Origin of the sequence: Kosakonia sp. MH5 (assembly GCF_009935945.1) — a bacterium.
Taxonomy (GTDB): domain Bacteria; phylum Pseudomonadota; class Gammaproteobacteria; order Enterobacterales; family Enterobacteriaceae; genus Kosakonia; species Kosakonia radicincitans.
In genome coordinates this window covers 78,530-93,752 of record NZ_QODH01000008.1, presented here as the reverse complement: position 1 = coordinate 93,752, position 15,223 = coordinate 78,530, and the positions used below count along the sequence as shown (strand labels likewise).

General features: G+C 56.7%; 13 protein-coding genes. 11 read left to right on the top strand and 2 right to left on the bottom strand.

Annotation, left to right across the window (positions count from 1 at the left end):
- The first annotated feature begins 201 nt into the window (after window positions 1-201).
- The 3 genes from sra (at window position 202) to DK872_RS19825 (ending at window position 4,237) form a co-directional block, all read left to right on the top strand.
- Window positions 202-339 (top strand): stationary-phase-induced ribosome-associated protein, encoded by a 138-nt coding sequence (gene sra, locus DK872_RS19835; RefSeq protein WP_007375079.1) that lies wholly within the window; start codon window positions 202-204, stop codon window positions 337-339.
- A gap of 178 nt (window positions 340-517) precedes the next feature.
- Window positions 518-2,221 carry an NAD-dependent malic enzyme gene (locus DK872_RS19830; RefSeq protein ID WP_007375080.1) on the top strand — a complete coding sequence of 568 codons (1,704 nt, stop codon included), beginning with the start codon at window positions 518-520 and terminating at the stop codon, window positions 2,219-2,221.
- Between the two features lie 306 nt (window positions 2,222-2,527).
- Window positions 2,528-4,237 (top strand): ABC-F family ATP-binding cassette domain-containing protein, encoded by a 1,710-nt coding sequence (locus DK872_RS19825; protein WP_161518744.1) that lies wholly within the window; start codon window positions 2,528-2,530, stop codon window positions 4,235-4,237.
- A 65-nt stretch (window positions 4,238-4,302) separates the two neighbouring features.
- On the opposite strand, the gene DK872_RS19820 is transcribed toward DK872_RS19825, so the two are convergent.
- Window positions 4,303-4,905, bottom strand: coding sequence for an inorganic diphosphatase (locus DK872_RS19820; protein WP_007375082.1), 603 nt, complete (start codon window positions 4,903-4,905; stop codon window positions 4,303-4,305).
- A 280-nt stretch (window positions 4,906-5,185) separates the two neighbouring features.
- Between DK872_RS19820 and adhP the strand changes: the two genes are divergently transcribed.
- The 8 genes from adhP (at window position 5,186) to DK872_RS19780 (ending at window position 13,954) form a co-directional block, all read left to right on the top strand.
- Entirely contained in the window at window positions 5,186-6,196 is a 1,011-nt protein-coding gene (adhP, locus tag DK872_RS19815) for an alcohol dehydrogenase AdhP (protein WP_035885700.1), read from the top strand.
- A 64-nt stretch (window positions 6,197-6,260) separates the two neighbouring features.
- Window positions 6,261-6,695, top strand: a complete 435-nt coding sequence (locus DK872_RS19810; RefSeq protein ID WP_007375084.1) for a hypothetical protein — start codon at window positions 6,261-6,263, stop codon at window positions 6,693-6,695.
- A 142-nt stretch (window positions 6,696-6,837) separates the two neighbouring features.
- Complete coding sequence (locus DK872_RS19805; RefSeq protein ID WP_161518743.1) at window positions 6,838-8,460, top strand: TIGR04028 family ABC transporter substrate-binding protein; 1,623 nt, start codon at window positions 6,838-6,840, stop codon at window positions 8,458-8,460.
- A gap of 10 nt (window positions 8,461-8,470) precedes the next feature.
- Entirely contained in the window at window positions 8,471-9,415 is a 945-nt protein-coding gene (locus tag DK872_RS19800; protein ID WP_161518742.1) for an ABC transporter permease, read from the top strand.
- On the top strand, window positions 9,412-10,263 hold the full coding sequence (locus DK872_RS19795) for an ABC transporter permease (RefSeq protein WP_161518741.1): 852 nt from the start codon (window positions 9,412-9,414) through the stop codon (window positions 10,261-10,263). Before DK872_RS19800 ends, DK872_RS19795 begins: the two co-directional genes overlap by 4 nt.
- Window positions 10,260-11,867 (top strand): ABC transporter ATP-binding protein, encoded by a 1,608-nt coding sequence (locus DK872_RS19790; protein WP_072438838.1) that lies wholly within the window; start codon window positions 10,260-10,262, stop codon window positions 11,865-11,867. The genes DK872_RS19795 and DK872_RS19790 overlap by 4 nt, the downstream gene beginning before the upstream one ends.
- Window positions 11,864-12,853, top strand: a complete 990-nt coding sequence (locus tag DK872_RS19785; RefSeq protein WP_007375089.1) for a putative FMN-dependent luciferase-like monooxygenase — start codon at window positions 11,864-11,866, stop codon at window positions 12,851-12,853. Before DK872_RS19790 ends, DK872_RS19785 begins: the two co-directional genes overlap by 4 nt.
- A gap of 9 nt (window positions 12,854-12,862) precedes the next feature.
- Window positions 12,863-13,954 (top strand): alkylhydroperoxidase domain protein, encoded by a 1,092-nt coding sequence (locus DK872_RS19780; RefSeq protein WP_007375090.1) that lies wholly within the window; start codon window positions 12,863-12,865, stop codon window positions 13,952-13,954.
- A 40-nt stretch (window positions 13,955-13,994) separates the two neighbouring features.
- On the opposite strand, the gene araJ is transcribed toward DK872_RS19780, so the two are convergent.
- The gene (gene araJ / locus DK872_RS19775) at window positions 13,995-15,167 is read right to left on the bottom strand and encodes an MFS transporter AraJ (RefSeq protein ID WP_035885691.1); all 1,173 of its coding nucleotides are present in this window, start codon (window positions 15,165-15,167) and stop codon (window positions 13,995-13,997) included.
- Between the last annotated feature and the right edge of the window lie 56 nt (window positions 15,168-15,223).

The window sequence follows — 15,223 nt, the reverse complement described above, 5'->3', positions numbered from 1 at the left end:
TTTTTCTCCAGAGGGACAACATCGGCCGGTTGAATTAAGACAATCCTGAAATTCCTTTTTTCGATTGCGCTTTACGTCGCAATGATCGAGGATGGCGGTTCGGTATGTTTCTTGTACCGAATTGCAATGATGAGATTGAATTTCGCCCGGCACTGTTACCGGGCTTGTCCTTGAAACATTGAACTGGATTAAGGAGTAAGCATGAAATCGAACCGTCAGGCACGCCACATCATGGGGCTGGATTACAAAGTGTCAAACACGCGTAAAATTGTTACCAAAGACAATCACGAAGAGACGGTGGTTGTTCATCGTTCCGGGCGTCATCGCCGCGCGGGTTAAGTTTTCCACCCTGAACCACCCCTGGCGGGGTGGTTTTTTGTTTTCCCTCCTTGATAACAATTCATCAACGAAATCCGCGAACAAGAAGTATTTGCTGACAGCTTGCTTTATACTCTCGCCCGTCGCACACCTCCCCGCGAAACGCTCTCGCAGGGATCGTTGAACAAGGAGCTGTAAAATGAATGCCAAACATAATAAAAACCGATCGTTATATATTCCTTATGCCGGGCCGGTGCTGCTGGAGTTTCCACTGCTGAACAAAGGCAGCGCCTTCAGCATGGAAGAGCGCAGTAATTTCAACCTGCTGGGCCTGTTACCGGAAGTGGTTGAAACGATAGAAGAACAGGCCGAACGCGCCTGGTTGCAGTACCAGAGCTTTAAAACCGATATTGATAAGCACATCTATCTACGCAATATCCAGGATACCAACGAAACCCTCTTCTACCGCCTGGTGGAAAACCATCTCGATGAGATGATGCCGGTGATCTACACCCCGACTGTTGGCTGGGCCTGCGAACGCTTCTCTGATATCTACCGCCGCGCCCGTGGCGTGTTTATCTCCTGGCAGAACCGCAGCAGCATGGACGACATTCTGCAAAACGTGCCGAACCACAATATCAAAGTGATCGTGGTGACCGATGGCGAACGTATTCTCGGTCTTGGCGACCAGGGGATTGGCGGGATGGGGATTCCGATTGGCAAGCTGTCGCTCTATACCTCTTGCGGCGGCATCAGCCCGGCTTACACCCTGCCCGTGGTTCTGGATGTGGGCACCAACAACCAGCAATTAATTAATGATCCGCTCTACATGGGCTCACGCCACCCGCGTATCACCGGTGATGAATATTACGCTTTCGTCGATGAATTCATTCAGGCGGTGAAACAGCGCTGGCCGGATGTGCTGCTGCAATTTGAAGACTTCGCGCAGAAAAACGCGATGCCGCTGCTGAATCGCTATCGCGATGAGATCTGCTGTTTTAACGATGATATTCAGGGTACGGCAGCCGTCACCGTCGGTACGCTGATTGCCGCCAGTCGCGCGGCGGGTAGCCAGTTGAGTAACCAGAAGATCGTCTTCCTCGGCGCAGGTTCTGCCGGTTGCGGTATCGCTGAGCAGATCATCGCCCAGACGCAGCGCGAAGGCCTGAGCGAAGCGGCGGCTCGCCAGAAAGTCTATATGGTCGATCGTTTCGGTCTGCTGACGGACGAAATGCCGAACCTGCTGCCGTTCCAGAGCAAACTGGTGCAGAAACGCGAAAACCTGCAAAACTGGGATACCGGCGCGCAGAATGAAGCGCTGTCGCTGCTGGACGTCGTGCGTAATGTGAAGCCGGACATTCTGATCGGGGTTTCAGGCCAGGCGGGTCTGTTCACCGAAGAGATCATCCGTGAAATGCACAAGCACTGCCCGCGCCCGATCGTGATGCCGCTCTCCAACCCGACTTCCCGCGTGGAAGCCACGCCGCAGGATATCATCAGTTGGACCGACGGTATGGCGCTGGTCGCCACCGGCAGCCCGTTCGCACCGGTACTGTGGAAAGAGAAAACCTACCCGATTGCCCAGTGTAATAACGCCTATATTTTCCCCGGCATTGGTCTTGGCGTGATCTCATCCGGCGCGTCGCGCATCACCGATGAAATGCTGATGGCGGCCAGTGAAACGCTGGCGGAATACTCGCCGCTGCTACTGAACGGTGAAGGCCTGGTGCTGCCGGAACTGAAAGATATCCAGTCCGTTTCCCGCGCCATCGCGTTTGCCGTCGGTAAAATGGCGCAGCAACAAGGTATCGCGGCGAAAACCTCGCCTGAAGCGCTGAAGCAGTCGATCGACGACAACTTCTGGGAACCGAAGTACCGCAGCTATCGCCGTACCTCCATCTGATCCTCCCGCGCCTGGCGTCCTTGTACGCCGGGCTATTTTCCTTGCTGGTAAAAGATTCATTTCCTCGCTAAACTCCTTCTCACCCATCAACTTACTGAATATAAAAGGAGGCTAATTATGCTGTATTGTGAACTGTTCAATGTTTCACATACATTTGGCGATCGTGCCAGCTCAAGCGTTATCGGTATCGTGCTGCGATAACTTCGGCTTGAGCGAAGCTTAAAACCCCCCTTCTCTCGGGCTTACCGGGTTATCGTCAGCGATGTTTGACGAGGCACTCTCGTGCCTGTAACTCTTGAGTAAGCAATGAGCACATTACTATCTGCACAATCACTCCGTGTTGAAACGGCTTTTGGCCCGTTATTCTCCGATCTCTCCTTTACCCTGAGAAAAGGCGATCGCCTTGGACTTATTGGCGACAATGGCTGCGGCAAAAGTACCCTGCTGAAAGTGCTGGACGGCTCGCTGTCTCCGCTTTCCGGCAACGTTACGGTTGCACACCACTGCCTGCTGGCGCGCGTGGAACAGCATCTGCCCGATGATTTGCTGGCGACGACGCTGCTTGATGCCGTGCTGGCGCAGTTGCCTGCCAGCGAGCGCGACAACCAGCGCTGGCGCGCGGAATCGCTGCTTGCCAGCATGGGGCTGAGCACGACGGAAATCGCTCTCACCGCTGCCACTCTCAGCGGCGGCCAGCATACCCGCTTGCTGCTGGCGCGGGCGCTGATCCGCGAGCCGGATCTGTTGCTGCTGGACGAACCGGGTAATCACCTTGATCTGCCGACATTGCTATGGCTGGAGCAGTTTTTGCGTAGCTGGAGCGGAAGCTTTGTGATGGTTTCGCATGATGCCGCCCTGCTGGATGCTGTTACCAACGGCAGTTGGATCCTGCGCGACCACACGCTGCACCACTTTGCTTTACCGTGCAGCCAGGCGCGTCTGGCGCTGGAAGAGCGTGATGCGAGCGACGCGCTGCGGCACAAAGCGGAACAAAAGGAGATCGACCGCGTGACGGCAAGTTCTAAGCGGCTGGCTATCTGGGGACGGGTCTACGACAACGAAGATCTGGCGCGGAAGGCAAAACAGATGGCGCGGCAGGTTGAGCGCCTGAAAGAGAGCCAGACCACGCTAACCGAAGGTAGTGCCTGGCGGCTTTCACTGCATGGTGAAGCGCTACCTGCGGATCGACTGCTGGAGATGGAACAGCTGGCCGTGCCGCCCGCAACGGGATTACCTGCACTATTCCATGTTCCGCTCGCGCGGCTAAAAAGCGGCGATCGCGTGGCGGTGATGGGACGCAACGGCTGCGGCAAATCATCGCTGTTGCGGTTGATCTGGCGGGCTTTGCACGGCGAAGCGTCTACATTGTTGCGGCTGCATCCGCGTCTGCATGCGGGATATTACGACCAGACGTTACATCAGCTAGCGGATGATGCCACGCTGTTCGACGCGCTGGAGCCGTTTGCCCCGATGCCCGCCGATCGCAAAATGGCGCTAATTAGCGCCGGTTTTGCCTGGGCGCGTCACGGGCAACGGGTGTCGACACTGAGCGGCGGCGAACGTTCGCGGCTGCTGTTTGTCGGCCTGTCGCTGGCGCGTTTTAACCTGCTGTTACTGGATGAACCCACCAACCATCTCGATATGGCGGGCAAAGAGGCGCTGGGCGAAACCCTGCAACAGTTCAGCGGCGGTTTTCTGCTGGTCAGCCACGATCGCCAGTTGATTAATGCCTGCTGCAATCGTTTCTGGCTGGTGGAAAACGGCGAGCTGAACGAATGGCACGACGCTGAAGCGGTTTATGATCGCTTACGGGAAAGTGTCGCGGTTTCTGCCACTCAGTCACAACTGCATATTGTTGCGGCTGATGAAACGGATGACGACGATGCCCTTCTTCTGCGTCTTATCGAACTGGAGACGCGGTTAGCAGAGGATCTGGCGCGTAAGGAGAAACATCAGAAGCCGCAGTTGCAGGCGCAGTGGCGTGAGGAGATAGACCGTATCCGCCTTATCCTGTAGGCCGGATACGTGCAAACTCGTGTGGTCACTTAACGCAAACAGGCGCCCTTCGGCGCCTGTTTTTTTTACTGCTGTGGATTTTTCGCTTTCCAGGCTTCCCATGCCTGTTTGATTTCTTGTTTGGCGGTGGCGGCGTCGTTAAAGCCGTTCAGCTCCACTTTTTTGCGACCGTCCGGCAATTGTTTATAGACGCGGAAGAAGGCTTCCAGCCGCTCCTGCTCGATCTTCGGCAGATCGGTGATGTTCTTGATGTCGTCATAGGTTGGGTCAATTTTGCTGGCCGGAACGGCAACAATTTTGTCGTCGGTCTCGCCGCCATCAATCATTTTCAGCACGCCAATCGGGCGTAGCTTGATCAGCGTTCCCGGAGCCAGCGGCGCGCGGGTATAGAAAATCACATCCAGCGGATCGCCATCCCCGGCGAGCGACTGGGTCAACGAACCGTAGTTCGCCGGATAAGCGACCGGCATTGACTGGAAGCGATCGGCGATAATAAAGCCGGTTTTCGCGTCCGTTTCATATTTGATAATGCCGCCCGCCGGGATCTCCGTTACCGCATAAAACTCGTCCGGGTTGTTTTCAGGCTGCGGGAATTCGAGGATATTTTGCGCCTGCACGGAAGCCGAAATCAGTACGCTCACCGCGAGGATTTTTTTCACCAGATGCATTGTTGTTCACTCTTTTGTTATTAGAAAGCAACAATCTGGCGACAATAGATGACAGCCGTATGACATTCCTTTCCTGCCCATTAATAGCCTTATTAATAAGGTGGTTATAGCATTTTTTGCTCCTACCTGAATTGGGGGATTTCCCACAGAATGTTTACAGTATGTTGCCAGCCTATTGAATTCACTGCCTAATCTCTTAATCCTTGAGGATATAGATAACGGTTGAAGCCGAACGCCACACCCGGATCTCAGTTCTTATGCTTATCAAAGGAGAAACACCATGAAAGCTGCTGTAGTTACGAAAGATCATCAGGTTGATGTCACTGAAAGGACACTGCGTCCGCTGAAACATGGCGAAGCGTTACTGAAAATGGAGTGCTGTGGGGTATGTCATACCGACCTGCACGTGAAGAACGGTGATTTTGGCGATAAGACCGGCGTTATCCTCGGTCATGAAGGTATTGGCATCGTGGCTGAAGTTGCAGAAGGCGTTACGTCGCTGAAAGTGGGCGATCGCGCTTCTGTTGCCTGGTTTTTCCAGGGCTGCGGCCACTGTGAATACTGTAACAGCGGTAACGAAACCCTCTGCCGTGAAGTGGTCAATGCCGGGTATACCGCCGATGGCGGCATGGCGCAGGAGTGCATCGTGGTGGCGGATTATGCGGTAAAAGTGCCGGATGGCCTTGATTCCGCGGCAGCCAGCAGTATCACCTGCGCGGGCGTCACTACCTATAAAGCCGTTAAAGTCTCGCAGATCAAGCCCGGCCAGTGGATTGCTATTTATGGCCTCGGCGGCCTCGGAAATCTTGCGCTGCAATATGCGAAAAATGTCTTTAATGCCAAAGTCATTGCGCTCGATGTTAACGATGAGCAACTGAAGCTGGCAGCCAGCATGGGCGCAGACCTGACCATCAACTCGCGTAGCGAAGATGCGGCGAAGATCGTGCAGGAAAAAACCGGCGGCGCGCACGCTGCGGTCGTGACGGCGGTAGCGAAAGCGGCGTTTAACTCTGCGGTCGATGCGGTGCGTGCCGGTGGCCGTGTGGTGGCAGTTGGCCTGCCGCCGGAAGCGATGAGCCTCGATATTCCGCGCCTGGTGCTGGACGGTATTCAGGTGGTGGGTTCGCTGGTTGGCACGCGCCAGGATCTGACGGAAGCCTTCCAGTTTGCCGCCGAAGGCAAGGTGGTGCCGAAAGTGGCGCTGCGTCCGCTGGAAGATATCAACGCCATCTTCAAAGAGATGGAACAGGGCCAGATCCGTGGCCGCATGGTGATCGATTTACGCCATTAATTATCTTCTATTGCCTATAATCACGGGGGCGCTGACGCCCCTTTTTTATGACGCAGAGGTAATGATGACCACGACGATCCCCGGGCTTGAGGTGTTGTTTATCGCCGGTTTTGGCCCTGTTCCGCAAAATGTGGCTGCCAGCCAGACATTTTACCAGCACACGCTTGGGCTGCCGCTGAAACCGATGGAAGGCACCAGTGACTATCTGGTCGCCGATCATGATGCACTGGATGGCGCGAAACATTTTGCTCTGTGGCCGTTGCATCATGCCGCCGAATCCTGTTTTGGCACGGACAAATGGCCGGATTCGCACCCTGTTCCACAAAGCTGGGTTGAATTTGAAGTCAAAGAGTTAGCGAGCGCCACTGATGTGCTGGTCAACAAAGGTTATCAGTTGCTGGTCGCGAATCGCCTGGAACCCTGGGGGCAAAGTGTCACCCGTCTGCTGGCGCCGGAAGGCGTCCTGGTGGGGCTGACGATCACCCCCTGGTTGCGTTAATACTGATGCCAGACCGGGGCGTCTATCACGCCCGGTTTTGCGCTTTTCTGAAAAGCTTATCTCAATTCCTTGGTTCCTTTGTGAATGCCTGCGCCGGATGATGAATCCGACATTAAGACAATAGATAACAAAGGAATTCACCATGCACACCCCTTTTCGTTTGCCGCTACTGACGGTGCTGATAATGGCCGCTTCCGTTCACGCCTGGGCGGTGGATACGCCAGTAAAAGGCGGCACACTGATTTATCTTGAACAGCAGGCGCACACCAATTTGTATCCTCCGGCGGGCGGTTTTTACCCCAATGGCGGTATTCTGAATCAGATCACCGATAAGCTAACCTGGCAGAACCCAAAGACGTTGCAGGTTGAACCGTGGATTGCCGAAAGCTGGACGTCGAATGCCGATAAAACCGAATACACCTTTAAAATTCGCCCCGGCGTGACCTTTTCTGACGGCACGCCGCTGGATGCCAATGCGGTCGCAAAAAATTTCGACACGTACGGGCTGGGTAACAAAGCGCAGCGTTTACCGGTATCGGAAGTGATCAATAACTATGATCACAGCGAAGTGGTGGATGCGCAGACGGTGAAGTTCTACTTCAAAAAGCCGTCGCCAGGATTTTTACAGGGCACGGCCACCATCGGTTCCGGGCTGGTTTCATTGAGTACGTTACAACGTAACTTTGATGAGCTGGGCGATGCGCGTCATATTATCGGTTCCGGGCCGTTTGTCGTTAGTGATGAAAAGCTGGGGCGCGAAGTGACGCTTGCGAAGCGTAAAGATTATCAGTGGGGGCCGAAGAATCTTACCCAGCAAGGCCCGGCCAATCTCGATGGCATCAAAATTATCGTCACCCCGGAAGACAGCGTGCGCATTGGCGCGTTGCTGGCAGGCCAGGCCGGATTTATCCGCCAGGTGCAGGCTTACGATGAGAAACAGGCCACCGATCAGGGGTTTCAGATCTACGCCGCTCCGACGCGCGGCGTGAATGATAGCCTCAGTTTCCGCCCGGATAACCCGCTGGTCGCCGATCTGCGCGTGCGCCAGGCATTGCTCCATGCGACAAACACTAAACAGGTTGTCGATACCCTTTTCTCGCCCAACTATCCGCAGGCCACCTCGGTTATTGCCCGCTCTGCCGCCGGTTACACCGATCTGAGCGACAAACTGGCCTTTGATCCGGCCAAAGCCAACCAGCTACTGGATGACGCAGGCTGGAAAGCTGGCAACGATGGCATTCGTGCCAAAGAGGGCCAGCGTCTGGCGCTGACGGTGTATGAATCCCTGCCGCAACCGCAAAACAAAGAGGTGCTGCAACTGGTGGCGCAGCAGTGGCGACAGGTCGGCGTTGCGCTGAGCGTTAAAGCTGGCGACGCCGGAAGCCGCACGCTGGATAACCTCGACCCGCTAAAAACGCCGCTGACCGTTTCTGAGGTTGGGCGTGCGGATCCGGATGTCGTGAAAAGCATGTTCTATCCGGCAAACCGCGATGCGCTGCTGCAAAAAGGCGGTTCCAGCGACAAGGTAAAAAGCTTCCGCGACGACAAGCTCAACGATCTGCTGGTCTCTATTTCTGCTGAAGTCGATGCAAAAAAACGCCTGCAACTGACCGGCGAGGCACAGCGCTATCTGCTGGATAACGCTTATGTGATCCCGGTTTTTGAAGAGCCTCAGGTCTTTGCCGGTGCGCCCTGGCTGAAAGGCGCAACCTTCGAAGCCGTTGGCCGCCCGTCGTTCTACGGCGCGTGGATCGCGAAACACTGAGGAGGCTGCAATGAGCCACTATCTTCTGCGGCGTGCGGGACAAGGCCTGCTGGTGCTATGGGCGGCGTTTACCCTCTCTTTTGTGCTGCTCCAGGTGCTGCCGGGTGATGCGGTATTGATTAAGTTTCAGAATCCCGACCTCGGGCTTAGCCCGGCACGGATTGAGGAAATGCGTATTGCCTATGGGGCGGACAGCCCGCTGTGGCAACAATATTTTCATACGCTGTTTGCGATGTTGCGCGGAGATTTTGGCTATTCGGTACAGGCCGGTGTTGCGGTGAGCGAACTGATTACCAGTAATCTCCCCGATACACTGCAACTGGCCGCACCGGCATTCGCGCTCGCCGTGGCGCTGGCTTTTGTACTGGCGTTTGTCTCGCGGTTGCCCGCATTACGCTGGCTGAGTAATGTCATCCAATCTTTGCCGGTACTGTTTATTTCGCTGCCCACCTTCTGGCTGGGCATTGCGCTGATTCAGCTTTTTTCCTTCCAACTGCGGCTGATCCCGGTCATTAACCCTTCGCCGTTGCAGGGGTTGATTCTGCCGATTATTACCGTGGCGATCCCTATTTCCGCTCCGTTGGCGCAGATCTTGTTACGCAGTATCGACCAGGTGTCGGCTCAGCCGTTTGTGGGCGTGGCGCGCGCCAAAGGGGTGAGCGAGACCGGCGTACTGTGGCGGCACGTTATCGGCAATGCCCTGCTGCCGGTGCTGAATATCGCCGGGCTGTTGCTGGGGGAATTGATTGCCGGTGCGCTGATCACGGAAACCGTCTTTGGTCGTGGCGGGCTGGGACAACTGACGCAGCAGGCGGTGAACAATCAGGATATTGCCGTATTGCAGGCGGTAGTGATGATCTCCGCGCTGGGGTTTGTCCTGATTAATCTGCTGGTGGATCTGCTGATGCCGTGGTTTGACCCGCGGCTGAAAACCGTTACCGGAGGTGCAGTATGAGTCTGGTCGATTACGCTACCGCCGCGCGCAAGCACGTTCCCGCCTGGCGTACGTACGCCTGGCAGCCGGGATTATGGCTGGCCTGGGCGGTGGTTGCGCTGGCGGGAGTTGCCGCTTTTTTCCCTGCGCTGCTCACGCATTACAGCGCGGTTGAAGGTATTGCCGGAGCACAGCGGCTGGCTCCACAAGCCGGTCACTGGTTGGGTACCGATCAACTGGGGCGCGATCTTTTTGCGCGCATTGTCTACGGTGCTTCACATTCGCTTTCCGCCGCGCTGGTGGCCGTGGCGATGGGACTGTTTGCCGGAACGCTGATCGGCGTGATTGCCGGAGCGCTCGCCGGGCGCGTGGAATCCCTCCTGATGCGGCTGGTGGATGTGTTGCTGTCGATTCCGTCGCTGTTGTTGTCGCTGACGGTGATTATTTTACTTGGCTTCGGCACCGTCAATGCAGCCATTGCCGTGGGGGTGGCTTCGATTGCCAGCTTTGCCCGCCTGGCGCGCGGTGAAGTGGTGCGTATTCGCCACACCGAGTATGTGGAAGCGGCCAGGGGCAGCGGCGGTACTTTCTGGTCGGTGCTATGGCGGCATATTTTGCCCAACTCGCTCACCGCCGTGCTGGCCTTTGCCACGCTGCAATTTGGTCAGGCGATCCTTGCCCTCTCCACCCTTAGCTTTCTCGGTTACGGCACGCCGCCGCCAGTGCCGGAATGGGGATTGTTGATCGCTGAAGGCCGCAATTACTTATCAACTGCCTGGTGGCTAACCACCTTTCCCGGCCTGGTGGTGATCACCGTGGTACTGGCGGTTAACCGGCTCAGCCGTCAGTTCAGTGGAGGTCGCGTATGAGCGTGTTGTCGGTAGAAAATTTAACCCTCAGCTACCACAGCGGTGGCGTCTGGCGCGAGGTGGTTCATGACGTGAGTTTTACCCTGCAACGGGGGGAAATGCTGGCCTTTGTCGGCGAATCCGGTTCCGGCAAAACCACCACTGCGCAGGCGATTATTGGGCTGCTGGCTGCCAATGCCCGACGCGACAGCGGCACGATTGTGCTCAACGGCGAAACAATAAGCACGTGGTCGGAAAAACGGCTTGATGCCCTGCGCGGCGCGCGCATCAGCCTGGTGCCGCAGGATCCAGGCAATTCCCTCAACCCGGTGCAAACCATCGGTACGCAAGTGGGCGAAGTCCTGCAACTGCACAGCAAATTGCGTGGCCGCGAGCGCGATGCTCAGGTGCTGGCGCTGTTAACGAAAGTGGGCTTAAGCCACCCGGAACAGCGCATGAAACAGTACCCGCACCAGCTCTCCGGCGGGATGAAGCAACGGGTGTTGATCGCGATAGCCATTGCGCTGCAGCCGGATGTGATCATTGCCGACGAGCCGACCAGCGCGCTCGATGTGACGGTGCAAAAGCGCATTCTCGATTTACTCGATGTACTTCGCCGTGAATCCGGCACGGCGGTGCTGTTTGTCACCCACGATCTGGCGCTGGCTGCTGAGCGCGCCGATCGGCTGCTGGTGTTTCGCCACGGCGAGATTCAGGAGCATGGCGCGACGGCGGATATGCTGCGCGCGCCGCAGCATGCTTATACCCGCCAGCTACTGAGCGATCTCCAGGGCAATGCGCTGACGATTGCGCCGGTTTCCGGGCGGCCGCTGGCGTCTCCGGCGATCCGCGCCAGCGGTATCAGTAAGCGTTTCTCGTTGGGCAAAGACCATCAATTGCAGGCGCTTGATGACGTCAGTTTTGCCGTGCAGCGCGGCAGCACGCATGCGCTGGTTGGCGAATCCGGTTCGGGCAAAACCACGCTGGCGCGCATTCTGCTTGGCTTTGAGCAGGCCGACAGCGGCCGGGTGACGATTGATGATATCGAAGCCACGCAACTCAGCCAGGAGGCGCGCCGCCAGTTGCGCCGCAAAATACAGTTTGTCTATCAGAATCCCTTTTCTTCGCTCGATCCTCGCCAGACACTGTTTGAGATCATCGAAGAGCCGCTGAAGAACTTTGAACGCGTTGAAAAAGCCGAACGTAAAGCACGAGTGGAAAATGTCGCGCGGCGCGTTGCGTTGCCGCTGGAGTTGCTCGACCGTACGGCGCGTGAGCTTTCCGGCGGCCAGCGCCAGCGTGTGGCTATTGCCCGCGCGCTGATCCTCGAACCGGGCATTCTGGTGCTGGATGAAGCCACCTCCGCACTGGATGTTACCGTACAGGCGCAGATCCTCGCCCTGCTCCAGCAACTGCAACAGCAACTGGGGTTGACGTACCTGTTTATCACCCACGATCTGGCGACGGTGCGGCGCATCGCGCACAGCGTTACGGTGCTGCGTAATGGTTGCGTGGTCGAGCAAGGTTCCGTGGCGAGCCTGTTTGCCGCGCCGCAAAACGACTATACCCGCGAGTTAATTCACGCTATTCCCCATCTTTCACCCGCTACGGAGGAGTTCGCATGACGCGAAAACGCCTGGGGTTTTTTACCCGTCTGCTTGACGATGCTGCACCCAAAGAGCGCTACCGGCTGGCCACAGAGCAAATCCGCCATGCGGAACGGTACGGTTTTGACAGCGCGTGGATCGCGCAGCACCATTTTCACGAACATGAAGGTGGTCTGCCTTCGCCGCTGGTCTTTCTGGCACACGTCGCGGCACATACGGAAACTATCCGCCTTGGTACGGCCATCATCACCCTGCCGCTGGAAAATCCGTTGCGCGTGGCAGAAGATGCCGCCGTACTCGATCTGCTGGCCGATGGACGGCTGGAAGTGGGGTTTGGCTCGGGTGGCACGGCGACCTCTTTCCTGCCCTTTGGCCTGACAATTGATGAACGGGCGACGGTATTTGCTGATGCGCTGCACTTGATCCAGAGCGCCTGGCGCGGTGATTCGCTGACGCACCCGGATAACCACCTTTACCCTCCAGCGCCACAGTTGGCTGAACGGATATGGATCGCCACCTTTTCCGTTGACGGCGCAATCCGTGCAGGCCGGGGCGGACACGGGCTGATGCTGTCCCGAACTCAGCCGCGCCCGGCCGACAACCCTTCGCTCACGCTCAATGCCATCCAGAATCCGATGGTGGATGCTTACCTTGATGCGCTTCCGGCGGGCGTTGCGCCGCGCATACTGGCTTCGCGCACGGCGTTTGTCGCCGACAGCCGCGACTATGCGCTGAAGATTGCAGCGCCGGGGTTGACCCGCCAGGCCGCGCAACATCGCGCGGCAGGCCATACGGTTTTAGGTGACAACGTCACGGATTATATCCGCCAGTTTGACGCGCATATCGGCGATGCGCAAACGGTGCTCGCATCGCTGGCGCAGGACACCATCCTGGCCCGCGCCACCGATATCTCTTTTCAAGTGCATTCCGTCGAACCGTCGCACCGCGACACGTTACGTTCCATTGAACTGATTGCTGAGCATATCGCTCCGCACATTCTATAAGGAGCCTCTATGGCGCTAAGTCTGGATATTCTTGCTGAGCTGGCGGAGATCGCCGCGGGTTCAGAACTGCAACGTGCGCGTGAAACACGCGATGCGGCCACTCGCCATGCCCAGGGCAGCTATGAAGCACTGTTCAGTGACCAGGAGCACGCCTTTGCGCTGGACGAACGCTTTATTGTGGCGGCGAAAGTGGCGAAGTGGCACGAAGCCAACGATCTGGCGGCCCATTACGCCAGTTTTGGTCTTGCCGACCCGACTTCTGCCCGCCTGACACCGGCGCTGGAGTTCGCACGGTTGCTGACTTTTTCCCCGGTGGAAGCGACGCCGCAGGCGCTGAAAACGCTGACGGCGGCGGGCTGGAACAAAGAGAGCATTGTTACGCTGGCGCAACTGGTGGCGTTTGTCAGCTTCCAGAGCCGCCTGCTGGCCGGGTTACGTTTGCTCAATGGCAAGCCCGTTTCCTCCAGCGGAAAACCGGTGGTGGCAGGTATCTGGCATACCACACCGACCACGCAAACCGGGAAACCCGCGCCGGTGCAGTTTACTCAGCAGGAACTGGGCTGGGAACCGTGGATTGCTGCGAAACCGCTGGCGGAGTTTACAGCGGCTGAACAGGCGATTCTGGCGAAATTCGGCCATACCGATTCTGACTATTTTCGTCTGTTAGGCCGCAATCTTCCGGTGCTTGAGCAACGCACGTTGACGGATAAGGGCATCTTCTACACCCCTGGCGGCTTGCCGCGCGCCGAGCGTGAGCTGGCGGCGACGGTCACCAGTAAAATTAATGGCTGCATCTATTGCGCTTCAGTCCATGCGCGCAAAACCAGCCAGTTGTCGAAGGATGATAATGCCGTAGAGACGCTGCTTGCTGTGCAACCAGGAGATATTCTGAGTGCCGGGCAATCAGCACGCTGGCAGGCTGAAATTGATGCCGCCGCCGCCCTGTCGGTGACGCCACCGGCACTGACAACGCAGCATCAGGCAAAGCTGAAAGAACAGGAGCTGGACACTTTGCAGCAGCTTGATCTGCTACAGTCCGCCGCGTTTTTTGCCTGGGCCAACCGTCTGATGCTTACGCTGGGGGAACCCTGGTTGCCCTGAAGGTGTCGCCGCTGGGTAAGCGTCGTGCTTACCCGTTTTTTTATGCCTGCGCGACAGATTCAGTTTTCAGCTTTGTTTTCAGCCGACCATACACCAGCAATGCGCTCATGGCAGCAAAGGTCAGCACCGCTGCTGGCAGCGTAAGATAGCGATAAGTCAGGCCGAAAGTGATGATCAAGCCACCGAACCAGGCGCCCACCGCGTTACCGAGGTTGAAGGCCATTTGCCCCCCGGCTGCGCCCAACATCTCACCGCCCTTCGCATTTTGCAGCAGCATAATTTGCAGCGGCGCGGAGAGCGCAAACAGGCCTGCGCAGCAGATAAAGCCAAGCGACAGCGCCCCGACTTTGTTTTCTCCGGCGACAAACAGCGCCAGCATCGCCAGCATAATGAAAAACTCAGTTGCCGCCGCAATGCGTAAGGGGCTGAATTTGACGGAGAGCTTGCCGCTGAACATATTCCCCAGCACCATTCCCAGCCCCATCAGCGTCATGATGAAGGTCATCGAGGCTTCGGAGAAGCCAGAGACAGTGACCATAAATGGTTTCACGTAGCTGAACCAGGCAAACACACCGGCATTGCCAAACATCGTGGCGGCGAAAATCAGCCACGGTTCGGGTTTTTTCAGGAAATGAAACTGCTCGCGCAGGCGGCTTTCGGTGTTATCAAACAGCGCCGGAACCCAGAAGATCACCGAGACAATCACGGCGATGTCGAACAGCGAAATCAGTAAGAAGGTGTAGCGCCAGCTAAAGCTGTGACCGATCCATGTACCCAGCGGAATACCGATCAGGTTCGCGACAGTCATGCCGGCGATCATACCTGCCACGGCCATCGTCACCTTGCCGGGCGGAGCAATTTTCGACAGGATAATTGCGCCAACGCCAAAGATTGCCCCATGCGGAAAACCGGAAATTAAGCGGGCGATAATCAGCATCGGATAAGCGCTGGAGAACGTGAACATGGCATTACCGATGACGCACAGCACCACCAGAAACAACAATATGTTTTTCAACGAAAACCGGTTGGAAACAAGCGCCATGATCGGTGCGCCGATCACCACGCCAGAGGCGTAAGCCGAAATCATATGTCCTGCCGACGGAATCGAGATACCGACATTGGAGGCCAGTTCCGTCAACACGCCCATAATGCCAAATTCCGCCATTCCCAGACCAAAGGTCGCAAGTGCCAACGAAAAAATCGTTTTTTTCATACTACAAACCACTTGTTAAAAGAGTGTTGCGGGCATTATTGACCATTCAACCACAG